The following is a 25,578-nucleotide window of genomic DNA, read 5'->3' on the forward strand; positions in this document are numbered from 1 at the left end:
TTTACTGCACCCCGGCCGGTGCCGGAGCAGTGGAAGTCTTGGTGTCGGTGTTGCGCCGCACGCGGCCGGTCAGCCCGGCCGAGACGGCGTACCGCCCGGCGACGGCGAACACCAGGTCGAGCAGGATCGCCAGTACGGCGACCAGGACGGCGCCGGTCAGCATCTGCGGGAAGTCCCGCAGACTCAGCCCGTCGATCACGTACCGCCCCAGCCCGCCGAGCGCGACGTAGGCCGCCACGGTCGCGGTCGAGACGATCTGCAGGGTGGCGCTGCGCAAGCCGGAGATGATCAGCGGCATCGCGATCGGGATCTCCACCTTGGTGAGGATCTCCCGGCCGGTCATGCCCATCCCGCGGGCCGCGTCGATCGTGGACCGGTCGACGCCGGACACCCCGGCGTACGTCGAGGCCATGATCGGCGGGATGCCCAGCACGACGAGCGCGATGATCACCGGCACCCGGCCGATCCCGATCAGCAGCACGATCAGTGTCAGCAGGCCCAGCGTCGGCAGCGCGCGGGCCGCGTTGCCGGTGTTGATCGCCAGGAACGCACCGCGCCGGGTGTGCCCGATCAGCAGGCCGATCGGCAGTGCGATCAGCGCGGCGATCGCCAGCGACAGGAACGTGTACGCCAGGTGCTGCACGATCCGGTTGCCGATGCCTTCGGCGCCGGACCAGTTCGCCGGGTCGCTGATGAAGTCGAGGAATCCCTGCACCATGTCAGGCCTCCTTCGGGGTGTTGACCCGGGCCCACGGCGTGAGCAGGCGTTGCAGGCCGACCAGCGCGACGTCGGCGAGCAGGGCCAGCGCGAGCGACAGCACCACGCCGACCACGATCGGAGTCAGGAAGTCCTGCTGGAACCCGAGCGTGAACAGCTCCCCCAGGCCGCCGATGCCGATGATCGCGCCGACGCTGACCATCGAGATGTTCGCGACCGTGACGACCCGCAGCCCGGCGAAGATCACCGGGACCGCGATCGGCAGGTCGATGGTCACCACCCTTCGCAGCGTTCCATAGCCCACCGACACTGCGGCCTGTAGCACGTCCTCGGGCACCGAGCGCAACCCGTCGATCACGTTGCGGATCAGCAGGGAGACCGCGTAGATGGTCAGTGCGATGATGATGTTGGCCGCGGACAGCACCTTCGTGCCGATCAGCGCCGGCAGCACGATGAACAGGGCGATCGACGGCAGCGAGTAGAGCACGCCGCCGAGCGCGACCAGCGGGTTGGCCAGCCAGCTGTACCGCGTCGCGACGTACCCGAGCGGGATCGAGATCAGCAGCCCGAGCACCATCGGGATCAGCGCGAGATAGAGGTGCTCCCGCAACTGCTCCCAGATGAGGGTGCTGTTGTCGCCAACCCACGTCATGGGCGCAGCACCCCGGTGAGGGCGGTGTAGTCGATCACGCCGACCGGCTTGCCTGCCTCGTCGACGCAGACGCCCTGCCCGATCGGGGAGGTGAGCACGGAGTCCATCGCTGCCCGCAGGGAGTCGCCGCGCTGGAACACCGCGCCGACCGGCAACGTGTCGCCGTCCTTGCGCCAGCCGGTCGGCCTGCCGTCCGCACCGATCGCGAGGTCGGCCGGAACCGGTCCGAGCGGCAGGTTCTCCGCGGTGACGAAGGTCAGCGCGCGATAGCCGCGGTCCTGACCGATGAAACCCTCGACGAAGTCGTCGGCCGGCTTGGCCAGCAGCTCCGCCGGTGGCGCGAACTGGGCGAGCTTGCCGCCGACCCGCAGGACGGCGACGTTGTCGCCGAGCTTGATCGCTTCGTCGATGTCGTGGGTGACGAACACGATCGTCTTGCCGATGTCGCGCTGCAGGCGCAGCAACTCCTCCTGCAGCTGGTGGCGCACGACCGGGTCGACCGCGCTGAACGGCTCGTCCATCAGCATGATCTTCGGGTCGGCGGCCAGCGCGCGGGCGACGCCGACCCGCTGCTGCTGACCACCGGACAGCTGGGCCGGGTACCGCTCGGCCAGCTTCGGATCCAGGCCGACCCGTTCCAGCAGCTCCATCGCGGTCGCCCGCGTCTTGCGCTTGTCCCAGCCCAGCAGCTTCGGCACAGTCGCGACGTTGTCGACGACGGTCTTGTGCGGGAACAGTCCGGCGTGCTGGATCACGTAGCCGATCCCGCGCCGCAGGGTGACCGGGTCGCCGGCGTTGATGTCCTCGCCGTCGATCGAGATCCGGCCGCTGGTCCGCTCGATGGTGCGGTTGATCATCCGCAGCGAGGTCGTCTTGCCGCAGCCCGAGGGGCCGACGAACACGGTGATCTCGTTGCTCGGGATCCGCAAGCTCAGGGTGTCGACGGCCACCGTGCCGTCCGGATACTGCTTGGTGACGGATTCGAACTCGATCATGGCGCCCCTTCGCGCTGGTCGGCGATCGCGGACTCGATCCTAGGGGACCGACGGCCTTCAGCCACGCGATCAGCGGCTTTCTCAGTCCTCGGGAAAGTGCACCTTAGCGCTGTGGATTGCCGCGGTCGCACTGTGTGCTTCGTTGACCCGCCGCCGGACCGGCGTCAGGACTCCTGCATCGGAATCCGGACGCGCTGCTCGGCCGCGACCTCCGCCGCCCTCTCGTACCCGGCGTCGACGTGCCGAATCACGCCCATCGCCGGATCGTTGCTCAGCACCCGCTCGAGCTTGCGCCGCGCCAGCTCGGTGCCGTCGGCAACCGATACCTGACCGGCGTGGATCGACCGGCCCATCCCGACTCCGCCGCCGTGGTGGATCGACACCCAGGAGGCGCCGCTGGCGGTGTTCACCAGCGCGTTGAGCAACGGCCAGTCCGCGATCGCGTCCGAGCCGTCCAGCATGCCTTCGGTCTCCCGGTACGGCGAAGCGACGCTGCCGGTGTCCAGGTGGTCCCGCCCGATCACGATAGGCGCCTCGAGTTCACCGGAGGCGACCATCTCGTTGAACCGCAGCCCGGCCTTGTCCCGCTCGCCCTGTCCGAGCCAGCAGATCCGGGCCGGCAGGCCCTGGAACGCGACTCGTTCGCCGGCCATCTTGATCCACCGGGTCAGGTGCTCGTTGTCCGGGAAGAGGTCGAGGATCGCCTGGTCGGTCTTCGCGATGTCGGCCGGGTTGCCCGACAGCGCCGCCCACCGGAACGGGCCCTTGCCCTCGCAGAACAGCGGCCGGATGTACGCCGGCACGAAGCCCGGGAAGTCGAAGGCCCGGTGGTACCCGGCCTTGCGCGCCTCGTCGCGGATCGAGTTGCCGTAGTCGAACACCTCGGCACCGGCGTCGGAGAAGCCGACCATCGCCGCGACGTGCCGGGCCATCGAGGCCTGCGCGCGTTCGGTGAACCCGGCCGGGTCCTTTTGCCGGGCCGCACTCCAGTCCTCGAAGTCCACGCCCACTGGCAGGTACATCAGCGGGTCGTGCGCCGAGGTCTGGTCGGTGACGATGTCGATCGGCGCGCCGCGTTCCAGCAACGCCGGCACGATCACCGCGGCGTTGCCGAGGACACCGATCGACAGCGGCCGGCGGGCCTTCTTGGCCTCTTCGGCCAGCCGCAGCGCGTCGTCGACGGAGTCGGCCCGGACGTCGAGGTAGCGGTGCTCGATCCGGCGCTGGATCCGCGACTCGTCGACGTCGACGCAGATCGCGACGCCGTCGTTCATCGTCACCGCGAGCGGCTGCGCGCCGCCCATGCCGCCGAGTCCGGCGGTCAGCGTGATCGTCCCGGCCAGCGTGCCGCCGAACTTCTTCTCCGCGACCGCCGCGAACGTCTCGTAGGTGCCCTGCAGGATGCCCTGGGTCCCGATGTAGATCCACGAGCCGGCCGTCATCTGGCCGTACATGGTCAGGCCGAGCGCCTCCAGCCTGCGGAACTCCTCCCAGTTGGCCCAGTCACCGACCAGGTTGGAGTTCGCGATCAGCACCCGCGGCGCCCACTCGTGCGTGCGCATCACGCCGACCGGGCGGCCGGACTGCACCAGCATCGTCTCGTCGTCCTTCAGCGTGGTCAGCGTGCGGACCATCGCGTCGAAGGAGTTCCAGTCCCGCGCGGCCTTGCCGGAACCGCCGTACACGACCAGTTCGTCGGGGTGCTCGGCGACCTCGGGGTCGAGGTTGTTCTGCAGCATCCGCAGCGCGGCTTCCTGCGGCCAGCCCTGGGCGGTCAGAGTGGTGCCGCGGGGTGCGCGCACGGGACGGGGTCCGGACATGGGTGATCCAGCCTTTCAGGCGAGTGGGCCGGTGACGGCCTCGGCAGCGGACAAATAGGTGCCGTCGGCAACAAGCCGGACGGAGTGCTCGATCTCGGGGGCCAGGTGGCGGTCGGTCCCGGGGCCCTCGACGTGCTCGCGCAGCGCACGCCGTACGGCGCCGGTGGCGGGCGCGGGCTCGAGCGGAGCCCGCAGGTCCAGGGCGCGAGCGGCGGTCAGGATCTCGACGGCCAGCACGCGTTCCAGGCCGTCGATCGCGCGGCGCAGCTTGCGCGCGGCGGACCAGCCCATCGACACGTGGTCCTCCTGCATCGCGCTGCTCGGGATCGAGTCGACGCTGGCCGGAACGGCGAGTCGCTTCAGCTCGGACACGATCGCGGCCTGGGTGTACTGCGCGATCATGTGCCCGCTGTCGACGCCTGGGTCGTCGGCGAGGAACGCGTTCAGCCCATGGTTGCGGGCGACGTCGAGGAAGCGGTCGGTCCGTCGTTCGCTGATGCTCGCGACGTCGGCGACGGCGATCGCCAGGAAGTCCAGCACGTAGCCGACCGGGGCGCCGTGGAAGTTGCCGTTCGACTCGACCCGGCCGTCCGGCAGCACGACCGGGTTGTCGATCGCGGCGGCGAGCTCGCGGCCGGCGACGGTCGCCGCGTGCGCGACGGTGTCCCGCGCGGCGCCGTGCACCTGCGGGGAACAACGCAACGAGTACGCGTCCTGGACGCGGTTGCAGTCCGGACCACGATGGCTGGCGACAATCGCACTGTCAGCCAGTACGGCGCGCAGGTTGGCGGCGGCCGCGGCCTGGCCCGGGTGCGGGCGCAACGCCTGCAGGTCGGCGGCGAAAACGCGGTCGGTGCCCAGCTGCCCCTCGACGCTCATCGCCGCGGCGATGTCCGCGGTCTTCAGCAGCCGGTCGAGATCGGCGAGCGCGAGGACCAGCATGCCCAGCATGCCGTCGGTCCCGTTGATCAGCGCGAGACCTTCCTTCTCGGCCAGGACGACGGGCCGCAGGCCGTGGGCCGCGAGCGCCTCGCCGGCGTCGAGCAGGTTGCCGTCGCGGTCGCGGACCTTGCCCTCACCCATCACCGCGAGCGCGACATGGGACAGCGGCGCGAGATCGCCGGAGCAGCCGAGGCTGCCGTACTCGTGCACGACCGGGGTCAGCCCGGCGTTCAGCAGTCCGGCGTACGCCTGGGCGGTCTCGACCTTGACGCCGGTCCGTCCGGTGGCGAGCGTCGACAGCCGCAGCAGGGCCAGCGCGCGGACGACCTCGGCCTCCACCTCGGGACCCGAACCCGCCGCGTGCGACCGGACCAGACTGCGCTGCAACTGGGCGCGCAGCTCCGGCGCGATGTGCCGGGTCGCCAAGGCGCCGAACCCGGTCGACACCCCGTAGTGCGGAGTGTCCGCGTGCGCCAGCGCCTCGATCGCCGCCCGCGACTTCGCGATCTGCTCCAGCGCGTGGTCGTCGATTCGCACCGCCGCGCCGTACCGGGCCACCGCGACCACGTCATCGGCGGCCAACGGGCCCGTACCCACCACTACTTCGGCTGTCTCCACCCGCCCATTGCACCGCGCCCGCCTCCGGACCGACAGCACCGCCACCCCACGATTCGTCTCGGATCCGAGACACTTCGCGCGACCCCGGCGCGGTTTAGGGTGCGGGCATGGTCGAAGTACGCCCGGCGGCCCCGGGAGACGGGGTGGGGATCGCGGCGGTGTACGCGGCCTCGCTGCCCCAGCTGGTGAAGACGGCACGAGGGATAGAAGCCGAACTGCGTTCCAGTACGGCGCGCGTGGTGCTGGTGGCCGTCGAGGCGGACACGGTCGTCGGATTCGGCAACGTGTTCCGCCCCGATCCGGCCGACACCGCGCCGCGGGTGCGGATCGCCGTCCATGTGCTCCCGGAGCATCGCGGCCACGGCGCCGGCCGGGCGCTCGCCGACGAGGTCGAGCGGCTCGGGTCCGAGGCCGGCGCGGTGTCGTTCCTGACCGTCGTCAACGACGAGGACGCCTCGAAGGCGTTCGCCGAGCGGCGCGGTTACGTCGTCGGCCGGCGGTTGAGCCAGTCGCTGGCGAAGCTCGCGGACAGCCCCGACCCGGTCGATCCACCGGCCGGGCTGCGCGTGACGACGTTCGACGTACTGGACCCGCGCCAGGTCTGGGACGCGACGGCCGCTGTCGTGGGAGGAGATCCGAGCGGGCTGTCGCACGTCCCGCCGTACGAGGCCTGGGTCGCGTCGGACTGGAACCACCCGGACCTGCGCCGGGACCTCGGCATCGCGCTGCTCGACGGCGACCAGGTGGTCTCGTTCGTCTCCATTGCTGCTGACCCGGACCGGCGGGTCATCTGGTCGAATCTGACCGGCACCGTGCCGGCGTACCGGGGTCGCGGGCTGGCGAAAGTGGTGAAGTCGCACGCGTTGCGTCGGGCCCACCTGGCCGGGCTGGAGACGGCTTCGACCGGCAACGACGCGGCCAATGCGCCGATGCTCGCGGTCAATCACTGGCTCGGCTACCGGCTCGCCGGTTCGTCCTGGACGGCGGAGAAGACGCTGTGACCAAGAAGCTCGTGAGGTCGCTGTCGTTCTTCGCCGTCCTGTCGGCCGCGGTCGGATTTCTGCTGTCCGGCGCGGACCGGACGTTCGACTGGCGGCTGGCCGGCGGACTGTTCGCGATCGCCCTGGCCGGTGAGCTGGTCCGGGCCCGGATCCGGCGCGGCCGCGCCCGGAGCGGTCAATCGTCCGAAGTCTGAGACAGGAGGGCTACGCTCGCAGTTGTGAGCGGCAACGTTCCCGCCTCGACCCGGACCCTGCGGGTACTGACGTTCCTGGCCACCCAGCCCGGACCCGTACCGATGGAGCGCATCGCCTCCGCGGTCGGCCTGCCACGCTCATCGACGTACCACTTGCTGCGGGCAATGATCGACGAGGGTTTCGTCGTGCACCTGCCGGAGGACAAGCGCTACGGGCTGGGCGTCGCGGCGTTCGAGATCGGTTCGGCCTATCTGCGGCACGATCCGCTCGAGCGCCTGGCCCGGCCGCTGCTGGCCCAACTCGTCGCCGAGGTCGGTCACACCGCGCACCTCGGCGTACTGCACGGCCGTGAACTGGTCTACCTGCTCAAGGAACAGCCGCCTCGCCCGGTCACCTTGGTCACCGATGTCGGCGTCCGCCTCCCCGCGACTCTCACCGCCTCCGGCCGGGCTCTGCTCGCAGCTCTACCTCCCGCGCAGGTCCGCGCCCTCTTCCCGACCCCCGAGACTTTCGTCCGCCGCACCGACCACGGCCCGCAGACCCTGAGCCAGCTCCGCCGCTTGCTCGCCGACGAACGCCAGCAGGGCTATGCGATCGAGGAGTCCCACGTCACCGCCGGTGTCACCTCGGTCGCCAGCGCCGCCGTCGACCACGCCGGCCACCCCGCCGCCGCGATCAGCATCTCCTTCCGCAGCGACGCGGTCACCCCGGGCGAACGATCCCTCCTGGCCCGCCGGGTCCGCCAAGCCGCCGACGCGCTCACCCGCCGCCTCCGTGGCTGACGCCGACGTGCACCACTGACCAACCTGCCGATCTCGGTACCGCCACGCCGCGTCTGAGCGTGCTGGGCGCTGGCCGGCATTGCTTGATCAGTGGTGCACGTCGGCTCGCGAACACAACGAAGGCCCGGCCGGATCCACCTGGTTCCGGCCGGGCCTTCGCGGGGATCACCACGACGATTTGGTGATTCCCGGGAGCTCCCCACGGTGGGCCATCGTGCGGAAGCGGACTCGGGAGATGCCGGCCTTGCGGAGGTACCCGCGGGGCCGGCCGTCGGCCGCGTCGCGGTTGCGGACCCGGATCGGGCTCGCGTCGCGCGGCAGTTTCTGCAGCTTCAGCTGCGCCTCGCCGCGGGCCGCGAAGTCGGTCCGCGGATCGGCGATGATCCGCTTCAGCTCGGCCCGGCGCTCGGCGTACAGCGCGACGATGCGCTTGCGCTGCTCGTTCTTGGCGATCTTGCTGGTCTTGGCCACCGGCTCCTACCGCTCTTCGCGGAAGTCGACGTGCTGGCGCAGGACCGGGTCGTACTTGCGGATCGTCAGCCGGTCGGGGTCGTTGCGGCGGTTCTTGCGGGTCACGTAGGTGAACCCGGTTCCGGCCGTGCTCCGCAGCTTGACGATCGGACGGATGTCGTTGTGCTTGGCCATCGACCAACCTTTCTGGGCGCTCGCGCGCCGTAGGACTTCGCTACCGTGAACGCCGGGGACCCGGCTGTCTATTCCGGTCGGTGCAGTGTAGGTTGAGTTGGTAATCATTTTCAATAAGCTGTCGAGGAAGAGGGTACGGATGCTGCCGGTCACCTTGGTCAGTGGGGTCGACACCCCGGCCCGCGACGCCGCGGCGGCCGAACTGCTGCTGCCCGGGACCGTCCTGGTCGAGTACGACGTGCGCGGGCTGTCCAGTGGATCGGTGGTCCGGATCGCGCGGACGACGACCGGGGTGATCGACCGCGAGGTGATCCGGATGGGCCACCCGTGCGTGTCCTGCGCGATGCGCGGCTCACTGGTCGCGCTGCTGCGCAGCATCGCGGGCGTCGACCGGTACGCCGCGGCGGTGGTGAACGTGCCCGGCGCCGGTGACCCCGAGGCGCTGGCCGAGGAGATCGCCCGCGACGCCGCGGAGGAACTGCAGGTCAGCGCGGTCCTGGCGGTCGTCGAGGCGGGCAGCTTCGTCACGGACGCCACCGGCGACGAACTGCTGCGCGACCGCGGGATCCCCACCGCCGTCGAGGACAACCGGGCGCTCGCCGAAGCGATCGTGCACCAGGTGGAGTACGCGGACGCAGTACTGGTCGCACCGCCGCGCACGCCGGGTCCGCCGGGTTCACTGGGTGCGCCTGGTTCACCGGGCGCGCCGGAGGCCGCCGTCGCTCGGGCGCTCGCCTCCGCCCTCAACCCCCAGGCACCGGCTCGTCGAGCGGGCCGTCGAGCTGGCCGGCGTCCACCTGCACGACCTCGCCGCCGCGCGAGCGCGGGTCGAACCCGGGACGATCAGTGCGCCGCTGCGGGAAGAAACCGGGCCGGTGCGGACGTTCACCTGGTCGTCGGACCGGCCGTTCCACCCCGAACGGTTGTACGACGCGCTGGAGGAACTGGTCGACAAGTCGGCCCGCGGCAAGGGAACCGTCTGGCTCGCGACCCAGCCGCAGGCCCGTCTCGGCTGGGACAGCTTCGGCACGAACATCTCGATCGGCGTACTGGGCCGCTGGCTCGCCGACCTCCCGGCCGACCGCTGGCCGGAGGTGAGCGGCAGCCATCGCGCCCGGTCGGCGCTGGAGTGGCACCCCGAGCACGGCGACCGCGCCAGCTACCTGTCCTTCACCGGCGTCGGCCTCGACGTCTGGGAATTAGAACGCCGCCTGAACGGTTGTGTCTTACGTGCGGACGAAGAGGTCAGAAGCCTGACCGACCCGTTCGCCCCTTATCTGGAAGGAAGTACCGCTGCATGAAGCAGAACATTCACCCGGAGTACCGTCGGGTCGTCTTCCGCGACAAGTCGGGCAACTTCAGCTTCCTGACCGGTTCCACCCGGGAGAGCTCCGAGACGGTCGTCTGGGACGACGGCAACACCTATCCGGTGGTCGACGTCGAGATCTCCTCCGCCAGCCACCCGTTCTACACGGGTCAGCAGCGCGTGATGGACACCCAGGGCCGCGTCGAGAAGTTCAAGAAGCGCTACGGCCAGAAGTAGGACCCCGGGTGCGGGTCGATGACCCGCACCCCTTAGACCAGGCACGGTCGCCGCTCGACCCGGCGGCTGCTGCCACCCCGGCCCGCTGATCTCCCTCCCCCAGGATCGGCGGGCCTTCCTTTGCCCGGACCCACGTCTCGGATCCGAGACAAGAACCGTTCGAAGGTGCTACGCCACGACGGCTCCCAGGTCCCACACTGTGGCTGTGGAGCCGATCGAGCTTTCCGGGGCCGGACTGACGCCGTTGACGGCCGTTGCCCTGGGCCAGCGCCGTACGCCGGTCCGCCTGGGCGAGGTCGCGCGCAAACGAATGGCCGACTCGGCCGCGGCGGTCACCGAGATCGCCCGGCACCAGCCCGTCTACGGCCGGACCACCGGCGTCGGCGCCAACCGGGACGTGCTCACCACCGACCCGGAGCACGGCACTCGCCTGCTCGCGTCGCACTCGACCACGGGGACCACGCCGTACCCGCGGGACGTCGTCCGGCTCGGTCTGCTGATCCGCGTCAACCAGCTCGCGGCCGGCGGCTCAGGACTCGCACCCGAGGTGGCCGAGGCGATCGTCACGTTGCTCAACGAGGACGACCTGCCCGACCTGCATCGCGGCGGCGCGATCGGCACCGGCGACCTCGGTCCGCTCGCCGAGCTAGGCCTCGCCCTCGGCGACGTGATCGACGGGACCAGCGCGCTGCCACTGCTGTCGAGCAACGCGATCACCCTGGCGGAGTGCTGCCTGGCGTACGTCGAGGCGTCGACGCTGATCAACGTCGTCCCGCTGGTCGGCGCCCTGTCCCACGTCGCGATGCGCGGCAACGCCGAGGTGTACGACGTCCGCGTGCACGAGGCGCGGCCGCAACCCGGTCAGGTGCGCGTCGCCACCCGGATGCGCGGACTGCTCGCCGGGCTGCCACTCGCGGCCGCGCGAATCCAGGACCCCTTCGGCCTGCGCGCCTTCGCCCAGGTGCTCGGTCCCGCCGTCGACCATGTAGATGCCCTGGGCAACGCTTTGCGGATCGACATCAACGCCTGCGCCGAGAACCCGCTGGTGGCCGGCGGCACCGTGCTGCACAATGGCAACTGGCACGCGATGCCGATCGCGCTCGCGCTGGACTCGCTGCGCCTCAGTCTGCACAGCGTCGCCACGCTGTCCACGTCCCGCGTCGCCAATCTGGTGGATCCCGACTTCACCGGCCTGTCCCGCTTCCTGGCCAGCGGCGCCGAGGCGAGTTCCGGCGTGATGATGATCGAGTACGTCGCGCACGACGCCCTGTCCGCGGTCCGCTCGACCGCGCAGCCGGCCACCCTCGGTACGGCCACCCTTTCACGCGGCGCCGAGCACCACGCCAGCTTCGCTCCCCAGGCTGCCGTCCTCACCACCCAACTGCTCGACGCGCTGCGCGAGGTCCTGGCCTGCGAACTGGTCACTGCCGTCCGGGCGATCCGCCTGGCCGGCCTCACTCCCGAGGACCTCGCTCCGGCATCCATCGGCCCCTGGCTGGCCGACGCGCTCATCGCCCTCCCACCGGCCCTCGCGGACCGTTCACTGCGCGACGACCTGGAGATCGCCCGGGGCTTGATGACCCAATGGGGCGATCGCCAGGTGGAACACCCAGCCGAATCCGGCTGAGGTCAGGCGGCGGCCAGAGCCCCGCAAGAGCCCCCGGCCCCTGACCCAGCACGGCCTTCGCGGAGGTCAGAGGCCGGAAAAGCGTTCTCCGAAACAGCTTTCGCCTATTCGAGCAGGATCGAAAAGCTCATCGCGTCAGCGCCGCCAGGTCGAACGCCGCTGCCATCGCCTTGAAGCCCTCCGCGTTCGGGTGCAGGTGGTCGCCGACGTCGTAGGCCGGCAGCATCCGGCCGGGCTGCTGCGGGTCGCGCACCGCCCGGTCGAAGTCGACCACGCCGTCGTACTCGCCGGACGTCCGGATCCAGTGGTTCAGCGCCTGCCGGTCCGCCTCACCCTCGACCGAGTAGTAGCCGGCTCCCTCGTACGGCGTGAGCGTCGCCCCGAACACCTTCAACCCGGCCTCCCGCGCGCGCTGGATGAAGTGCCGGTGCACCGCGATCAGGTCGGCCGGATCGGTCGCACCCCGGCTGTTCCCGATGTCGTTGATGCCCTCCAGCAACACGACGCTGCGCGCCGCGGTCTGGCCGAGCACGTCCCGGTCGAACCGCGCCAGCGCCGAGTCTCCCGCCGTACCGGCGTTGGCCAGCAGCCGGTTCCCGCTGATCCCCGCGTTGAGCACCCCGAGCTCACGCCAGCCCGGCAGCGCCAGCAACCGGTCGGCCAGCTGGTCCGGGTAGCGCAGGTTCTTGTCCACGGGCGACACCACGCCGTCGGTGATCGAGTCCCCGAAGAGCACCACCGATCCGCGCACGCGGCTCTTCACGTCGACGCCTTCGATCACGTAGCGGGCCATCCCCGGGATCGCCGCGTACGCCGTACCGGCGCTGCCGGTCTGGTCGCCGGCAGCCGAGAAGCCGGTCGCATACCCGGCCGGATGCTGGGTCAACGGCCCGGTCGGTCCCGGGAAATACGTGCTGATCACCAGATCCGTGTCGTCGGGGACGTCGAGCCGGACCGGATCCGAGACCCACTCGACGCCGACCGGGATCGTGACCGACGACCGGCCACCGAAGGCGACCGGGACCAGCTTGTCCGGATCGACCGTCGGCGTACCGGCGAGCGCGTCGGATCGCGGAGTCACGGTCACCTTGCCGACCTTGAGCGGGCTGGTGCCGTAGACGTTGGAGAGCCTGAGCCGCAGCTCGGACCCGCCGACCGACAAGTGTGCGACTTGCCGCAGGGTGGTGTCGGTGACGCCGGTCGCGGACAGGCCCGACGTGCCGGGTGGGGTGACCGCGACGGCCCAACTGCCGACCCAGTCCTGCGCGAAGGACGGTTCGGTGAACGGTCGATCCCTTGCGGTGAAGTGCCCGCTAGCTGGTCAGCAGGTCCAGATCGGCCGCGCGCGCCATCGCGGTGAAGCCCTTCGCGTTCGGGTGCAGGTGGTCGCCGCTGTCGTAGCCCGGCCGGATCCGCAACGGCTGCAGGGGATCGCGCACCGCGTGCTCGAACTCGACGTAGCCGTCGTACTCGCCCGAGGTGCGGATCCACTGGTTCAGCGCCTGCCGCGCGACCTCGCCGCCGACGGTGTAGTACTGCGCCGCCCAGTACGGCGTGAGCGTCGCGCCGTACGCCTTCAGCCCGGCGGCGTGCGCGCGGGCGATCAGTTGGCGGTGGGCGTTGATCAGCTGCGCACCGGAGATCGCGCCCTTGCCGGCCCGGATGTCGTTGATTCCCTCGAGAATCACCACCGCCCGGACGCCGGTCCGCCGGACCACATCCCGCTCGAACCGGGCGATCGCGGCCTCGCCGTTGACCCCGCCGTTCGCGAGCAGCCGGTTGCCGCCGATGCCGGCGTTCACCACGGCGTACCGGCGCTGGGTCAGGCGGTCGGCGAGCTGGTCGGGGTAGCGCAGGTTCTGGTCGATCGGCGACGAGGCGCCGTCGGTGATCGAGTCGCCGAACACCACCAGCGCTCCCTCGGCCCGGGTCTTCACCTCGACGCCGGACACCACGAACCGGGCCATGCCCGGAATCTTCCGGTACGGCGCACCGCCCGCGCGGGTCTGGTTGCCCGGAGCCGTGAACGCCGTCGCGTAGCCGGCCGGATGCTGCGTCAGCGGACCCGTCGGGCCGGGGAAGTACGTGCTGATCACGACGTCGCTGTCGTCGTCGATCGGCAGGTCGATCGGGTCGGACACCGTCTCCGCGCCGACCGGGATGGTCACCGCCGCCCGGCCGCCGTAGGTGACCGGGACGCTCTTGAGCAGCTCGAGGTTCGGCGTACCGGCGCCGCCCTTGCGGGGTGCGACCGAGCTGGCACCGACCACCAGCGGCTGCTTGCCGAACCGGTTGGACAGCCGCAGCCGGATCATGCCGCCGCCGAGCGAGAGGTGTGCGACCTGCCGGATGGTGGTGTTGCGGACTCCGGTCGCCGACGGCCCGGACGAGCCGGCCTGGGTGACGGCGACGCCCCAGCTCGCGACCCAGCCGTCCGGCGGCGCGACCCGGGCCGGTGCCACCGGTCCGGTGGCACCCGGCAGCGTAGAGGCGACCATGGCGACCGTCGCGAAGAGCGACTGCACCCAGCCTTCGCCGAGCGTCACCGAGTCGTCCTCACCGGCCGCATTCTTCCACAGCTGGAGAGTGACGTCAGTCAGTCGATTGACAGGCGACCGTTCTGCTGGAGGCTGTGCAGGGCAGCGACGGTGACGACGCCGCGGTACTCCAGCGTCGCGGCCGGACCGGGCGGCTCCCAGGTAATCGCCCACCCGCCGTCGTCCTGCTGGTCGGCGACCAGCCGATCGAGGTGACCGTCGATCTGCTCCTGCGTGAAGAGCTGCCGCCACCTGCTGTCCGGCGTCGGCGCCAACTGCAACGGCGTCACGCCGTACGACGGGTCGGCGGCATCCGCGCGGAACATGGTCAGCTTCGGCAGCGACTCCCGGACCTTGTCCATGTCGACGTCCGGTTGGTGCTCCAGGAAATGCAGCGCCTCGAGCATCGCGTGCCCCTCCTCGGGCAGTCCCTTGGCCAGTTCGGCCTGGCACCACTCGGCGGCCCGATCCCGCCACGGGTGCTCGAACCCGAGCCCGTGCAGCCGCCCGACCAGTCCTGCCGTCGGGTTGAGCCCCGGCACGTAGGTCCAGTCGGACATGTGCTCGGCCCGCGGATACCCCTCGATCACCGGACTCGCCAGCGACACGGCACCCTCCGGCGTCGCGACCGACTGCAACCAGTCGCACGCTCCGCCGATCAGTTCCTCGTCCCGTACGCCGGCCGCGAGCATGACGTCGAACGCGATCTCCACGTCGAGCGCCGTACTGGCCGGGCACCGCTTGTCCGGCTCCAGCGCGTGCCCGAACCCGCCGTCGGCGTTCCGGTAGCCGCGCAGCGCGTCCACCACGCCGGCCGGATCCGCGCCCTCGAACAGGGTCGCGAACAGCCGACGCTCCAGCAACCGTCCGTCTCGCCGGACGAACTCCCGTCCACCCTCGAAAATGTCCATGCCGTCACCCTGCCAACTCCGGCGTCCGCTGTCTTGCACGAATCGGACACGCCTCAGGGTTCGAAGCGGTAACCCATCCCGGGTTCGGTGCGCAGGTGCTTCGGGCGGGCGGGGTCGGCCTCGAGCTTGCGGCGGAGCTGCCCCATGTAGAAGCGCAGGTTGCCGCCGGCGTTCTCGTAGCCGGGGCCCCAGACCTCGGTGAGCAGCTGACGTTGCGACATCAGCTTGCCGGGATGCCGGACGAGCACCTCGAGCAGATGCCACTCGGTCGGCGTGAGCCGGACCTCGTCGCCGTTGCCCAGCGTCACCCGCTTGGCGGACAGGTCGACCTCGGCGCCGCCGACCGTGACGACCGGCTGCTCGGCGGTGGTGGTGCTGCGCCGCAGTACGGCGCGCATCCGGGCGAGCAGCTCGTCGATCCCGAACGGTTTGGTCACGTAGTCGTCGGCGCCGGCGTCCAGCGCCTCGACCTTGTCGGTGCTGTCGGTCCGGCCGGACAGCACCAGGATCGGCACCTCGGTCCAGCCGCGCAGCCCACGGATCACCTCGACGCCGTCGAAGTCCGGCAGGCCCAGATCGAGAATGACCAGGTCGGGCGGGTACTGGGCGGCCACCTTCAGCGCGGCCGTACCGCTGCCGGCCACGTGCACCTCGTACCGGCGCGCCTTCAGGTTGATCTGCAACGCGCGCACGATCTGCGGTTCGTCGTCGACCACCAGCACCCTCATCGGGCTCCTCCCCGCTCGAGCCGGCCAGGCACCGGTGCGTCGTTCATTGTTGCCGAGGGCATCGAGACCACCATGGTCAGCCCACCGCCCGGCGTGTCCTCCGGACGCAGCGAACCACCCATCGCCTCGGCCAGTCCCCGCGCCAGGGCGAGCCCCAGGCCGACGCCGGTCGTGTTGTCGGTGTCGCCCAGCCGCTGGAACGGCGCGAACACCCGGTCGCGGTCCTCGACCGGGATCCCCGGTCCGCGGTCGATCACCCGGATCTCCACCACGTCACCCAACGCGCTTCCGGTCAGCAACGGTCCCCGGCCCGCGGGTGAGTAGCGGATCGCGTTGGCCAGCAGGTTCGCCAGCACCCGCTCCAGCAGCGCCGGATCGACGTCGACCAACGGCAACCCCGACGGCAGCTCGACCGTCACCCCGACCCCGTCGTCATCGAGCTCACCCAGTACGCCGGGCAGGATCTCGTCGAGCGCCGTCGGCCGGGTGAACACCGGCAGAACGCCGGCCTGCAACCGACTCAGGTCGAGCAGGTTGTCGACGAGTCGGCTCAGCCGGTCGAGCGACTCGTCGGCGGTCTCCAGCAGCTCGTCGCGCTCGGCCGGACTCCACTCGACGTCGGAGCTGCGCAGGCTTGTCACCGACGCCTTCGCTGACGCCAGCGGCGAGCGCAGATCGTGTCCGACAGCGCGAAGCAACGCGGTGCGGAGCTTGTCGGCTTCGGCCAGCGGTTTCGCCTCGGCGGCGGCTTCGCTGAGCCGGGCCCGGTCGACCAGCGCGGCGGCGTGCGCCGCGAACGCCCCGACCAGGCGACGTTCGTCGGCGGCCAGCGACCGGCCCTGCAGCACGAGCACCAAGCCCTCGCGGCCGGGGATCTTCGCGTCGCCGTCCTCGGGCCGGCGGCAGGTCGGCGTACCGGCGGAAGCGATCGGCCGCCAGGTCTCGGTCAGCTCGTCGGAGTCGATCCGCTCCATCAGACAGGCCGATGTCATCCCGAACGCCTCACGGACGCGCTCCAGCAGCGCCTGCAGTGCCGTCTCGCCCCGGAGCACCGTGCCGGCCAGCGTCGCGAGAGTCTCGGACTCCGCCGCGGCCCGAGCGGCTTGCCGGGTCCGGCGGGCGGACCGATCGACCACGGAGGACACCAGCGCGGCGACGGCGACGAAGATGCCCAGGGCGAGCGCGTTGTTCGGCTCGGCGATGGTGAAGGTCCGGGTCGGCGGGGTGAAGAAGAAGTTCAGCACGACGGTCCCGGCGATCGCCGTCAGCATCGCAGGCCACAGCCCACCGACCAGCGCGACCACGACCACCGCGAACAGGAAGGCCAGCACGTTGCTGGTCAGGTTGAGCGTGTCTCCGCCGAGGCCGAGCAGCAGCGCCAGCGCCGGAGGCAGTACGACGGCCAGCGCGAACCCGTAGCCGAGTCGCCGCCGGGACAGACTTCCTTGCGCGCGCGGCAGCCGCCCGCGGCCCATTTCGGCGTGGGTGACGATGTGCACGTCGATGTCGCCGGACTCACGAATGGTGGTCGCGCCGATGCCCGGACCGGTCAACATCGTGGACAGGAAGGTTCGCCGGCTGCCCCCCAGCACCAGCTGCGTCGCGTTCTCCGCCCGGGCGAACGCGAGCAGGGCGTCCGGGATGTCCTCACCGACCACCTGGTGGTAACTGCCGCCCAGACTCTCGACGAGCCGGCGTTGCTCGGCCAGCCGCGCCGGATCGGCCCCGGTCAGGCCGTCGGACCGGGTGACGTGGACGGCGAGCAGGTCGCCACCCGCCGATCGGGCCGCGATCCGCGCCGCACGCCGGATCAGCGTCTCGCCCTCAGGACCGCCGGTGAGCGCGACGACGACCCGCTCGCGGGCCTCCCAGGTGGCGTCGATCTCGTGCTGTTCGCGGTACTGCTGAAGCCCGGCGTCGACGCGGTCGGCCAGCCAGAGCAGGGCGAGCTCGCGCAACGCGGACAGGTTGCCGACCCGGAAGTAGTTGCCGAGGGCAGCATCCACCTTGTCCGCGGCGTACACGTTGCCGTGGGCCATCCGGCGGCGCAGCGCCTCCGGAGCCATGTCGACCAGCTCGATCTGGTCCGCCGCCCGCACCACCCGGTCCGGCACGGTCTCGCGCTGCGGTACGCCGGTGATCTTCTCGACCACGTCGTTGATCGATTCCAGGTGCTGGATGTTCACCGTGGAGATCACGTCGATGCCGGCACTGAGCAGCTCGTCGACGTCCTGCCAGCGCTTCGCGTTCCGGCTGCCCGGCACGTTGGTGTGGGCGAGCTCGTCGACCAGCGCGACTTCCGGCCGGCGGGCCAGCAGCGCGTCCAGGTCGAGCTCGGTGAAACTGGCGCCGCGGTGGTCGACGATCTGGCGCGGCACCACCTCCAGGCCGTCGAGCATCGCGGCGGTGTGCTCGCGCCCGTGGGTCTCGACGAAGCCGACCACCACGTCCGTGCCGCGTTCCCGCCGCCGTCGCGCCTCGCCCAGCATCTTGTACGTCTTGCCGACACCGGGCGCGGCGCCGAGGTAGATCCTCAGCCGCCCGCGACCTGCCATACCTCCCATAGTGTCAGTTCGCCTCCCCCGGTTCGCGCGTCACAGACCACTGCACACCGGCGGCTGCCCAGTCAGCCGTCTTCTCGCAGCTCTCTCACACCGGCCCGGGCAGCTCTCACGGTGCTCTCACACGCGGACGATCCGGGCACGACTTCGCGGTGGCGGCCGGAGCCCACATACTTACGCCTGGCAATGAGAAGTCTTCGCACAGTTAGGGAAGAACGCAGTGACTGAAGTGGACGACCAGCAGTTCCCCGCCCAGGGTTCCGAGCAGTTCTTCTCCGATGAGTCCCGCAAGGCGCTGGCCGAGGCCAGCCGGCTGCTCGCCGAGCGCCTGCAGGCCCACACCGAGGCCTTGCTCGCGATGACCGGCGACGAGGAGCAGTCGGTGCTGGACGAGCACAACGCCCAGCTCGAGGAGCTCGTCGAGGGCTGGAACGACGCGGTCTTCGAGCTCACCGGCACCACGCCGCTGCTGCTCGACGAGGACGTCGAGGAGATCGACGACGAGGAGCCCGAGGAGCAGGACCACCTGATCAGCGTGGTGTCCCGGTTCGACCTGAAGGTGGTCGACCTGGAGGCGCTGCTGGAGGCCGGTCGCACCGCCCAGGAGCGGCACCCGGTCGAGCTCGACGAGTCCGGCGACCGCGACCCGGTCGACACCGCCGAGCAGGCCATCTACGAGATCAGCCGGGAGACCGGCGAGGCGTGGTTCGAGCTGCCGGGCGTCGACCTGGTCGCCGGCGCTCGCGCGTACGTCGTACCGGAGTACCCGTTCGAGCCGCTCGAGGCCGACGCCGACGACGTGATCACCGAGATCAGCGCCCCCAACGGCGTCGTCACCCACGCGGAGACCTGGGCCTGACCGGCCGGCTCCGCGGGCCGGTCTAGCCGGTCAGCTCGCCGTCGATCACGGTGACCGCGTTCCCGATCAGGTGAACGCGGTCACCGTGCAGCTCGACCCGCACCACCCCACCGCGGCGCGACACCTGGAACCCCGTCAGCCGCTCCCGCCCGAGCCGCTGCGCCCAGTACGGCGCCAGCGCGGTGTGCGCGCTCCCGGTCACCGGGTCCTCCGCGATCCCCGTCCCCGGCGCGAAGAACCTTGACACGAAGTCGTACTCGTCGCTCCCGGCGGTCACGATCACGCCGCGCAGGTTCTCCCGGGTGGTGAGCTCGGCCATCACCGCCAGGTCGGGCTCGAGTCCTCGGACGACGTCCTCGCTGTCGACCACGGCGAGCAGATCTCCCAGCGCCCCGGTCGCGTGGACCTCCGCCGGCTCGACGCCGAGAGCCTTCGCCAGCTCCGCCGGCGCCTCCTCCGCAACCGGCCGAGCTACCGGGAAGTCCAGCACGATCGATTCGCCGTCCCCGGCTCGCGCGATCAGCACCCCGCTGCGGGTCGTGAACCGCACGATGGCTCCTGTGTCCCAGGCGCCGTCAGCCCGGAGCGCGTGCGCGGTCGCCAGCGTCGCGTGCCCGCACAGGTTCACCTCGACCGTCGGCGTGAACCAGCGCAGGTCCCAGTCCGCCTCCGCCGCCTCCGACGGCCGGGCGAAGGCCGTCTCGGCTTGGTTCACCTCCGCGGCGACCCGCTGCATCCAGGCCTCGGCCGGCCACGGGCCGGGCGGCAGCAAACAGACCCCGGCCGGGTTCCCGGCGTACGGGCGGTCGGTGAACGCGTCGACGATTCTGATCCGCATGCGCCCGACGCTAGGGCCCAGCGAGCACCGGGAGCCAGAGCCAGTTCCGGACGACTGGCCTGCTCAGGCCACCGCGATCGCGTCGATCTCGAGCAACCACTCCTCGGCGTAGATGTCGCAGATGAAGATCGTCAGCGCCGGCGCGTGGTCGCCGAGCACCTCCTCGCGGATCTTCGAGTTCGCCGCCCGGTACTGGCGGTCGGACAGGTGCGTGGTCACCTTCACCAGGTTGCGCACCCCCATCCCGGCCTCGTCCAGGACGGCGAGCACGTTGCGCCACACCATCCGGCACTGGTCCTCGAAGTCCTCCGGGATCCGGCCCTGCTCGTCGCCCCACGGCACCTGCCCGCTGACGAACACCATCCGGCGGCCGCCGGTCACCTCGACGCCGTGCGTGTAGTTCCCGGTCGCGGCCGGCAGGATCGCCGGGTTCAGCGGCGTGATCGCGAGCTCGGTCATGGCTGTTCTCCCCCACTCGGTACGGACACCGCATTGTCCACCCTGCGCGGCTCTGAACCGGCCAGCCGAACCATCCGTGTGGGAGGTGTTCCACTTCCGACCCGAAGGACTGTGACATGTCGCTGCGCCGACCCCGCCGCTCAACTCGAACCGGAACGATCGCCCTCGCCACCGCCCTGGTCGGCGGTCTGGCCCTGGTCGCCCCGGCCACCGCCGACGCGCACACGTCGCGCGACGGTCTCGCCGTACAGCAGGTCAACCTCGTGTCCGACGTACCGGGCCAGGCCGCTCTGCTCGATCCCGACCTGGTGAACCCGTGGGGTCTCGCGCTGGGCGCGACGTCGCCGCTCTGGGTGTCCAACGCCGGCAGCTCGTCGTCCACCCTGTACTCGTCCGCACCGGGCGCCGTGACGGCGACGAAGGTCCCGACCGTGCGGGTGGACGTCCCCGCGCCCTCGGGCCAGGTCGCGAACTCCGGCACCGGCTTCGTCCTGAGCAACGGCACCGCCAGCGCTCCGGCCCGCTTCATCTTCGCCACCCTGACCGGTTCGATCGCCGCGTGGGCTCCGCCGGTCAGCCCGCTCATCGGCGCCGCGCAGATCAAGGCGACCGTGCCCGGCGCGTCGTACACCGGCCTGGCGATCTCACCCACCGCCGACCGCCTGTACGCGGCGAACTTCGCGCAGAACCGGATCGACGTCTTCGACAACGCCTTCGCCCAGGTCAAGCAGCCCTGGTGGTCGTTCCGCGACTTCGCGTTGCCCAAGGGATTCGCGCCCTTCAACGTGCAGACGCTCGGCAACCGGGTCTTCGTCAGCTACGCCAAGGTCGACCCGAACACCGGCCGCAGCGTCAACACCCGAGGCAACGGCTACGTCACCGAGTTCACCCCCGACGGCCACTTCGTCGCGCGGATCGCCTCGCGCGGCAACCTCAACGCACCGTGGGGCCTGGCCGTCGCGCCGGCGTCGTGGGGCAAGCTCGCCGGCGCACTCCTGATCGGCAACTTCGGTGACGGCCGCGTCAACGTCGTACGACGCGACTCCCACGGCCGCCTCGACCAACTGAAGAACACCACCGGCCACCCGCTGGTGATCCCCGGCCTCTGGGCCCTGACCCCCGGCACCGCCACCACCGGCGGCACCGACGCGATCTGGTTCTCCGCGGGAATCGCCAACGAGACCCACGGCCTCCTGGGCGTGCTCCGCCACCCGTAAGACAACGAAGAATGTTGCTGTCGGCTCTCACCGCAGGTCCGCTGGGGTGAGAGCCCACAGTCCCCTTCGAAGCGCCCGGGCCTCCGTGTCAACGCATCGATCTGCCCCGGAATCAGCCCTCTTGAGACGCCTCGACCGACGTCACAGTCGAAGGATGTTGATCGACACCGCGCTCGAGGCGCACTACGCGGAGCGAGACGAAAACGTGCGGCTGACATCCACCGTGAAAGGCCAGTTCGAACTCGCACGGATGCAGCACCTGCTGGGCCAGTACCTACCCGACCCTCCGGCCGTAGTAGGCGACATCGGCGGCGGACCGGGCACCCACGCCCGGTGGTTACGCGACCGCGGCTACTCGGTCGAACTGCTCGACCCCATCCCTCACCACGTCGCGCAAGCCCGGGCCGCCGGCATCGACGCCTGCGTGGGCGACGCCCGAAAACTCCCTTGGGAGGACGAGTACTTCGACGCCGTACTGATGGCGGGCCCGCTGTACCACCTGACCTGCCTCGAAGACCGCCTGACCGCGCTGCAGGAGGCCACCCGTGTCACGCGCCCCGGCGGTTTCGTCGCCGTCGTAGCCCTCAACCGAACCGCCAACCTCATCGGCGCCCTGCTGGCCAACGAACTCCAGCAACGACAACCCGTCGTCCAGGAAATCCTCGACACCGGCTTCAGCCCCGCCAACGACCGCATGGCCGAAACGACGTACCACACCGTCTCCCAGCTACGCCAGGAAATGTCCGGCCACGGTCTCCGCTCCATCACCGTCCACGGCCTCACCGGCCCCGGCGGCTGGCTGACCGTCGCCCTCGACGCGCACTTCCACCACCAGCAACCCCCGGCAACGCTGACCGACCCGGACCCGCTGCAAACAGCCCTCACTTGCTCCAGAATCGCCGACCGCTTCCCCGAACTCCTCCCGGCCAGCTCCCAGTTCTTCGCGGTGGGCCAGCGTGCATGACGTCCCTCGGTCACCGGAACCTGGGATCCACGTGCCCGACGTTGGCGAGGATGAGGCGAACTCAGGTGCTGTTCGGTGCGTTGCTCACTACGCTGCGGCGCATGGCGAAGCGGAATTTCCTGGTCGAGGTGGTTCGGGACAGGGAAGAGTTCGGTGTGTCAAAGTCCGGGAAATTGCCGCTGGCAACGAAGAGGGCATTGATGTCAGTCGATCGGTCGGAGTTCGTCGGCGTACGAGACGGAGACCCGGCGCAGGACGCCGTCGCGGACCGAGTACTGGCCCATGCGCCACAGCGGCGGGCTGTAGGCGTGGATGGTGACGGAGCCCTTGTCCAGGCCGGTGAGGCGGTGGATGTGGTCGGGGCCGAAGCCGTAGACGTCGCCGGCGGTGACCTCGGTCTCGATGGACTCGGTGCCGATCGCCAGGTTGTGCTCGACGAGCTTGCCTCGGGCAACAGCCACGGCACCCGAGGAGACATCGTGGTCGTGCCAGCCGGTGTCGTTGACCGGGGTCCAGCAGATCAGCCAGACGTCGACGTTGGCGTCGCGGTGCAGGGAAGCGAAGACGCGCTCCTCGTCGCTGTAGGCGACCTTGTCCTCCCACAGGTGCGGCTGCGCGGCGAGGCCGGCGGCCAGCTCGGCCAGTTCGGTGGGGTCGAGGTCACGTCCGGGCAGGTTGTCCAGCGACAGACAGTCGTTGAGCTCCACGAGCCGGCTGGCCTGGCGCGCGGGAACGACGGGTGCGTCGGAAACGGGCTGAGCAGTCACTGCACTCCCCTCTCGGAGGACGCCGGCACTGCCGGCTTTGGTTCGGGCTCGACCGCCGGACGGCGGCGAGTAGGACAGCCCGGCACAGCAAGCGCCGGGAAGACTTCAGTACGCCGGTGCGCCGCGGCCGAAGCCGAGACGGTCCGGATCGTTCCGCGGTGGTGACGTGCCGAACAGCAACCGGTGCGGGTTGTCGTAGCGGATCACCGCGGTGGCGGCCTCGCCCTGCCGGAGCTCGGTGACGCCGGCGTACGGGCGGTCGGTGCCGTGCACGACCTGGTCGATGCCGAGCACGCGAGCGACCGCGTCGATGCCCTGCGGTCCGTAGCTCGACGTGTCGACGAAAAGCCGCGGGTCGATCGTGCCGAGACGGCCGCCGCGGGCAGCGAGCCGCTCGTGGTGGACCGGAGCCAAGCCCGCGGCGGCGACGAAGCACACGCGCAACGACGGGAACGAGCCGCGACCGTCGTACGCGTGCCACGCCCACCAGGCGGACTGCAACTGGTTCACGTAATCGACCACCGGCGCCCACCAGCCCGGCAGCTGATCTGCCCCGATCTGCCCCGCGTTGCCCGCCCCGGCGATGCCCGGGTGCACGAGCACCGGCTTGTCCGCCTGCTCGGCGACGGCCAGCACCGGCGCGATCTCGGCCCATGCGTCCGGCGTACCGAGGACGTGCGCCGGCAACTGCACCCCGAGGAAGCCATCGGCGAAAAGCCCAGCGAGCCCGGACAGATCCGGCTCGCGCAGATCAACCGACGCCCACGCGCGGAACGGCGACGGCAGTGCCGCGGCGCCGACGTGCCAGGCGTCCAGCAGGGCGGCATCACCGAGCTGCTCGATCCCGAGCGGGCTCGACAGTGACACCGCGGCCAGCGACGTCCCGGCGTCGAGCTCGAGCGCGACCCGCTTGTCGACGGCGTGCGCCGCCGGGTCCACGTCGTACGGCTGTTCGCCGCTGGTGTGCAGCGTCCAGCCGCTCAGGTACGGCGGGGTGGTGCGGGCGCGGAGGCGGTCGACGAACTCGGCCGGCCACAGGTGCTGGTGCACGTCGATCATCGCCTCACTCCTTCCCGCCGCTCAGTTTGAAGCGCTTCAAGATATGAGGAGTGAAGCGCTTCAAAGCGGTTCTTGTCAAGTTTTTGTCCACGCCACCCCATAGGCTCGACCTCATGTCCGGTACTGGCCGACGGCCGACCCTCAAGGACATCGCGGCTGACACCGGTCTCTCGATGGCCGCCGTCTCCTACGCGCTGCGAGGTCTGCACGGCACGCCCGAGACCCGCCAGCGGGTGCAGGAGTCGGCGGAACGACTCGGCTACCAGGCCGACCCGGTCGCCCGCGCGCTCGCGTCCGGCCGCAGCGGTTCGGTCGGCGTACTGTGCGCCTCGCTGGAAGACCTGTGGCAGCAGCGCCTCGCCGCCGCGCTCGGCCGCGAGCTGCTCGCCCCCGACCGCAACGCCTGGATCATCGACTCGGCCGGCGACGCCGATCGCCAGCTCGAGCTCGCCCAGCACCTGGTCGACCACCGCGCCGACGCGATCGTGGTGATCCCGATCGACCCGGCCGCCAAGGGCTGGGCGCCGATCGCCCAGCAGGTGCCGGTGATCGCGATCGGCGACGCGCTGCCGGCCGCCAAGGCGAAGTCCGAGGTGCTGTTCGACAACGAGCTCGGCATCAGTACGGCGCTGCGCCGACTGGCCGAGGCAGGTCATCGCGACGTCGTGGTGCTGACCCCGTCGCGGCGCTTCGACACCGACCGCCCGGCCGAGGAGATCACCGAGCGCGTCGCCGCCGAGCTGAAGCTCACCGCCGAGATCGTCCCGTGTCCACACGACCTGACCAGCGCCACCGCGGTCGCCTGCGAGATCCTGCGCCGGACCCCACGCCCGACCGGCATCCTCGCCCTGGCCGACTCGATGGCCTTCGGCGTGTACGCCGCGGCGACCGAGCTGGGCATCACGATCCCCGACCAGCTGTCCCTGCTCGGCTACGACGACCAGCCGATGTCCCAGTTGCTGACGCCACCGCTGTCCACGTTCCGCTGGCCGCTCGACGAGTTGGTCCAAGACGTGGTGGCCCGCGTCACCTCCGCGGTCGACACCAACCGCCGGGTCCGCCGGACCACGGTCGAGCCGGCCCTGATCGAGCGCGGCTCGGTCGCCGCCCCGCCCGCACCGGCCTGACGACGACCTTCGA

Annotated in this window: 27 protein-coding genes; 10 read left to right on the top strand and 17 right to left on the bottom strand. The window is 70.7% G+C overall.

Going from position 1 to position 25,578, the window contains the following annotated elements; all coding sequences use genetic code 11:
• Position 1: 1 nt before the first annotated feature.
• From ACQPXM_RS39510 to hutH, 5 genes are all read right to left on the bottom strand, one after another.
• Positions 2-718 (bottom strand): ABC transporter permease, encoded by a 717-nt coding sequence (locus tag ACQPXM_RS39510; RefSeq protein ID WP_432943104.1) that lies wholly within the window; start codon positions 716-718, stop codon positions 2-4.
• Between the two features lies 1 nt (position 719).
• Entirely contained in the window at positions 720-1,370 is a 651-nt protein-coding gene (locus ACQPXM_RS39515) for an ABC transporter permease (protein ID WP_432943105.1), read from the bottom strand.
• Positions 1,367-2,365, bottom strand: a complete 999-nt coding sequence (locus ACQPXM_RS39520; protein WP_432943106.1) for an ABC transporter ATP-binding protein — start codon at positions 2,363-2,365, stop codon at positions 1,367-1,369. Before ACQPXM_RS39520 ends, ACQPXM_RS39515 begins: the two co-directional genes overlap by 4 nt.
• A 164-nt stretch (positions 2,366-2,529) precedes the next feature.
• On the bottom strand, positions 2,530-4,185 hold the full coding sequence (hutU, locus tag ACQPXM_RS39525) for a urocanate hydratase (protein WP_432943107.1): 1,656 nt from the start codon (positions 4,183-4,185) through the stop codon (positions 2,530-2,532).
• Between the two features lie 15 nt (positions 4,186-4,200).
• Complete coding sequence (hutH, locus tag ACQPXM_RS39530) at positions 4,201-5,745, bottom strand: histidine ammonia-lyase (protein WP_432943108.1); 1,545 nt, start codon at positions 5,743-5,745, stop codon at positions 4,201-4,203.
• Between the two features lie 107 nt (positions 5,746-5,852).
• On the opposite strand from hutH, the gene ACQPXM_RS39535 reads away from it, so the two are divergent.
• The 3 genes from ACQPXM_RS39535 to ACQPXM_RS39545 are packed head-to-tail and all read left to right on the top strand — an operon-like array spanning position 5,853 to position 7,723.
• Positions 5,853-6,746: a GNAT family N-acetyltransferase gene (locus ACQPXM_RS39535; RefSeq protein WP_432943109.1), complete on the top strand. Its 894-nt coding sequence runs from the start codon at positions 5,853-5,855 to the stop codon at positions 6,744-6,746.
• Entirely contained in the window at positions 6,743-6,940 is a 198-nt protein-coding gene (locus ACQPXM_RS39540) for a hypothetical protein (protein WP_432943110.1), read from the top strand. The genes ACQPXM_RS39535 and ACQPXM_RS39540 overlap by 4 nt, the downstream gene beginning before the upstream one ends.
• Before the next feature lie 24 nt (positions 6,941-6,964).
• Positions 6,965-7,723: an IclR family transcriptional regulator gene (locus tag ACQPXM_RS39545; RefSeq protein ID WP_077018610.1), complete on the top strand. Its 759-nt coding sequence runs from the start codon at positions 6,965-6,967 to the stop codon at positions 7,721-7,723.
• Between the two features lie 165 nt (positions 7,724-7,888).
• Here ACQPXM_RS39545 and rpsN read toward each other — a convergent pair whose 3' ends face one another.
• From rpsN to ACQPXM_RS39560, 3 genes are all read right to left on the bottom strand, one after another.
• Entirely contained in the window at positions 7,889-8,194 is a 306-nt protein-coding gene (gene rpsN / locus ACQPXM_RS39550) for a 30S ribosomal protein S14 (protein WP_432943111.1), read from the bottom strand.
• A 6-nt stretch (positions 8,195-8,200) separates the two neighbouring features.
• Entirely contained in the window at positions 8,201-8,368 is a 168-nt protein-coding gene (rpmG, locus tag ACQPXM_RS39555) for a 50S ribosomal protein L33 (RefSeq protein WP_077018608.1), read from the bottom strand.
• 352 nt (positions 8,369-8,720) lie between these two features.
• Positions 8,721-8,984, bottom strand: coding sequence for a hypothetical protein (locus ACQPXM_RS39560; RefSeq protein ID WP_432943112.1), 264 nt, complete (start codon positions 8,982-8,984; stop codon positions 8,721-8,723).
• 67 nt (positions 8,985-9,051) lie between these two features.
• On the opposite strand from ACQPXM_RS39560, the gene ACQPXM_RS39565 reads away from it, so the two are divergent.
• The 3 genes from ACQPXM_RS39565 (at position 9,052) to ACQPXM_RS39575 (ending at position 11,538) form a co-directional block, all read left to right on the top strand.
• A complete protein-coding gene (locus ACQPXM_RS39565; RefSeq protein WP_432943113.1) occupies positions 9,052-9,669 on the top strand; it encodes a GTP-binding protein in 618 nt (205 codons plus the stop codon).
• Positions 9,666-9,911, top strand: a complete 246-nt coding sequence (locus tag ACQPXM_RS39570; RefSeq protein WP_077018606.1) for a type B 50S ribosomal protein L31 — start codon at positions 9,666-9,668, stop codon at positions 9,909-9,911. The genes ACQPXM_RS39565 and ACQPXM_RS39570 overlap by 4 nt, the downstream gene beginning before the upstream one ends.
• 205 nt (positions 9,912-10,116) lie before the next feature.
• Positions 10,117-11,538 (top strand): aromatic amino acid ammonia-lyase, encoded by a 1,422-nt coding sequence (locus ACQPXM_RS39575; protein WP_432943114.1) that lies wholly within the window; start codon positions 10,117-10,119, stop codon positions 11,536-11,538.
• 127 nt (positions 11,539-11,665) lie between these two features.
• On the opposite strand, the gene ACQPXM_RS39580 is transcribed toward ACQPXM_RS39575, so the two are convergent.
• From ACQPXM_RS39580 to ACQPXM_RS39600, 5 genes are all read right to left on the bottom strand, one after another.
• Entirely contained in the window at positions 11,666-12,700 is a 1,035-nt protein-coding gene (locus tag ACQPXM_RS39580) for an SGNH/GDSL hydrolase family protein (protein ID WP_432943115.1), read from the bottom strand.
• A 151-nt stretch (positions 12,701-12,851) separates the two neighbouring features.
• Positions 12,852-14,084 carry an SGNH/GDSL hydrolase family protein gene (locus tag ACQPXM_RS39585; RefSeq protein ID WP_432943116.1) on the bottom strand — a complete coding sequence of 411 codons (1,233 nt, stop codon included), beginning with the start codon at positions 14,082-14,084 and terminating at the stop codon, positions 12,852-12,854.
• 50 nt (positions 14,085-14,134) lie between these two features.
• Positions 14,135-14,986 carry a hypothetical protein gene (locus tag ACQPXM_RS39590; RefSeq protein WP_432943117.1) on the bottom strand — a complete coding sequence of 284 codons (852 nt, stop codon included), beginning with the start codon at positions 14,984-14,986 and terminating at the stop codon, positions 14,135-14,137.
• Positions 14,987-15,039: 53 nt separating this feature from the next.
• Positions 15,040-15,714: a response regulator gene (locus tag ACQPXM_RS39595; protein ID WP_432943118.1), complete on the bottom strand. Its 675-nt coding sequence runs from the start codon at positions 15,712-15,714 to the stop codon at positions 15,040-15,042.
• Positions 15,711-18,269 carry a DUF4118 domain-containing protein gene (locus ACQPXM_RS39600; protein WP_432943119.1) on the bottom strand — a complete coding sequence of 853 codons (2,559 nt, stop codon included), beginning with the start codon at positions 18,267-18,269 and terminating at the stop codon, positions 15,711-15,713. The genes ACQPXM_RS39595 and ACQPXM_RS39600 overlap by 4 nt, the downstream gene beginning before the upstream one ends.
• Positions 18,270-18,495: 226 nt before the next feature.
• On the opposite strand from ACQPXM_RS39600, the gene ACQPXM_RS39605 reads away from it, so the two are divergent.
• On the top strand, positions 18,496-19,134 hold the full coding sequence (locus tag ACQPXM_RS39605) for a hypothetical protein (protein WP_432943120.1): 639 nt from the start codon (positions 18,496-18,498) through the stop codon (positions 19,132-19,134).
• 22 nt (positions 19,135-19,156) lie between these two features.
• Here the strand turns inward: ACQPXM_RS39605 and ACQPXM_RS39610 are convergent, their stop codons facing one another.
• Complete coding sequence (locus ACQPXM_RS39610) at positions 19,157-19,972, bottom strand: PhzF family phenazine biosynthesis protein (RefSeq protein ID WP_432943121.1); 816 nt, start codon at positions 19,970-19,972, stop codon at positions 19,157-19,159.
• Between the two features lie 63 nt (positions 19,973-20,035).
• Complete coding sequence (locus tag ACQPXM_RS39615) at positions 20,036-20,431, bottom strand: RidA family protein (protein ID WP_077018594.1); 396 nt, start codon at positions 20,429-20,431, stop codon at positions 20,036-20,038.
• A gap of 116 nt (positions 20,432-20,547) precedes the next feature.
• On the opposite strand from ACQPXM_RS39615, the gene ACQPXM_RS39620 reads away from it, so the two are divergent.
• Positions 20,548-21,648 carry a TIGR03118 family protein gene (locus tag ACQPXM_RS39620; protein ID WP_432943122.1) on the top strand — a complete coding sequence of 367 codons (1,101 nt, stop codon included), beginning with the start codon at positions 20,548-20,550 and terminating at the stop codon, positions 21,646-21,648.
• Positions 21,649-21,802: 154 nt separating this feature from the next.
• A complete protein-coding gene (locus ACQPXM_RS39625; RefSeq protein WP_432943123.1) occupies positions 21,803-22,612 on the top strand; it encodes a class I SAM-dependent methyltransferase in 810 nt (269 codons plus the stop codon).
• 203 nt (positions 22,613-22,815) lie between these two features.
• Here ACQPXM_RS39625 and ACQPXM_RS39630 read toward each other — a convergent pair whose 3' ends face one another.
• Both ACQPXM_RS39630 and ACQPXM_RS39635 read right to left on the bottom strand, forming a co-directional pair.
• Positions 22,816-23,379 (bottom strand): cysteine dioxygenase, encoded by a 564-nt coding sequence (locus ACQPXM_RS39630; protein ID WP_432943124.1) that lies wholly within the window; start codon positions 23,377-23,379, stop codon positions 22,816-22,818.
• Between the two features lie 105 nt (positions 23,380-23,484).
• Positions 23,485-24,438, bottom strand: coding sequence for an amidohydrolase family protein (locus ACQPXM_RS39635; RefSeq protein WP_432943125.1), 954 nt, complete (start codon positions 24,436-24,438; stop codon positions 23,485-23,487).
• Between the two features lie 113 nt (positions 24,439-24,551).
• Here ACQPXM_RS39635 and ACQPXM_RS39640 point away from each other — a divergent pair, with 113 nt between their 5' ends.
• The gene (locus ACQPXM_RS39640; protein ID WP_432943126.1) at positions 24,552-25,565 is read left to right on the top strand and encodes a LacI family DNA-binding transcriptional regulator; all 1,014 of its coding nucleotides are present in this window, start codon (positions 24,552-24,554) and stop codon (positions 25,563-25,565) included.
• Positions 25,566-25,578 lie beyond the last annotated feature (13 nt).

This window comes from Kribbella sp. CA-253562, assembly GCF_050942265.1.
GTDB lineage: Bacteria > Actinomycetota > Actinomycetes > Propionibacteriales > Kribbellaceae > Kribbella.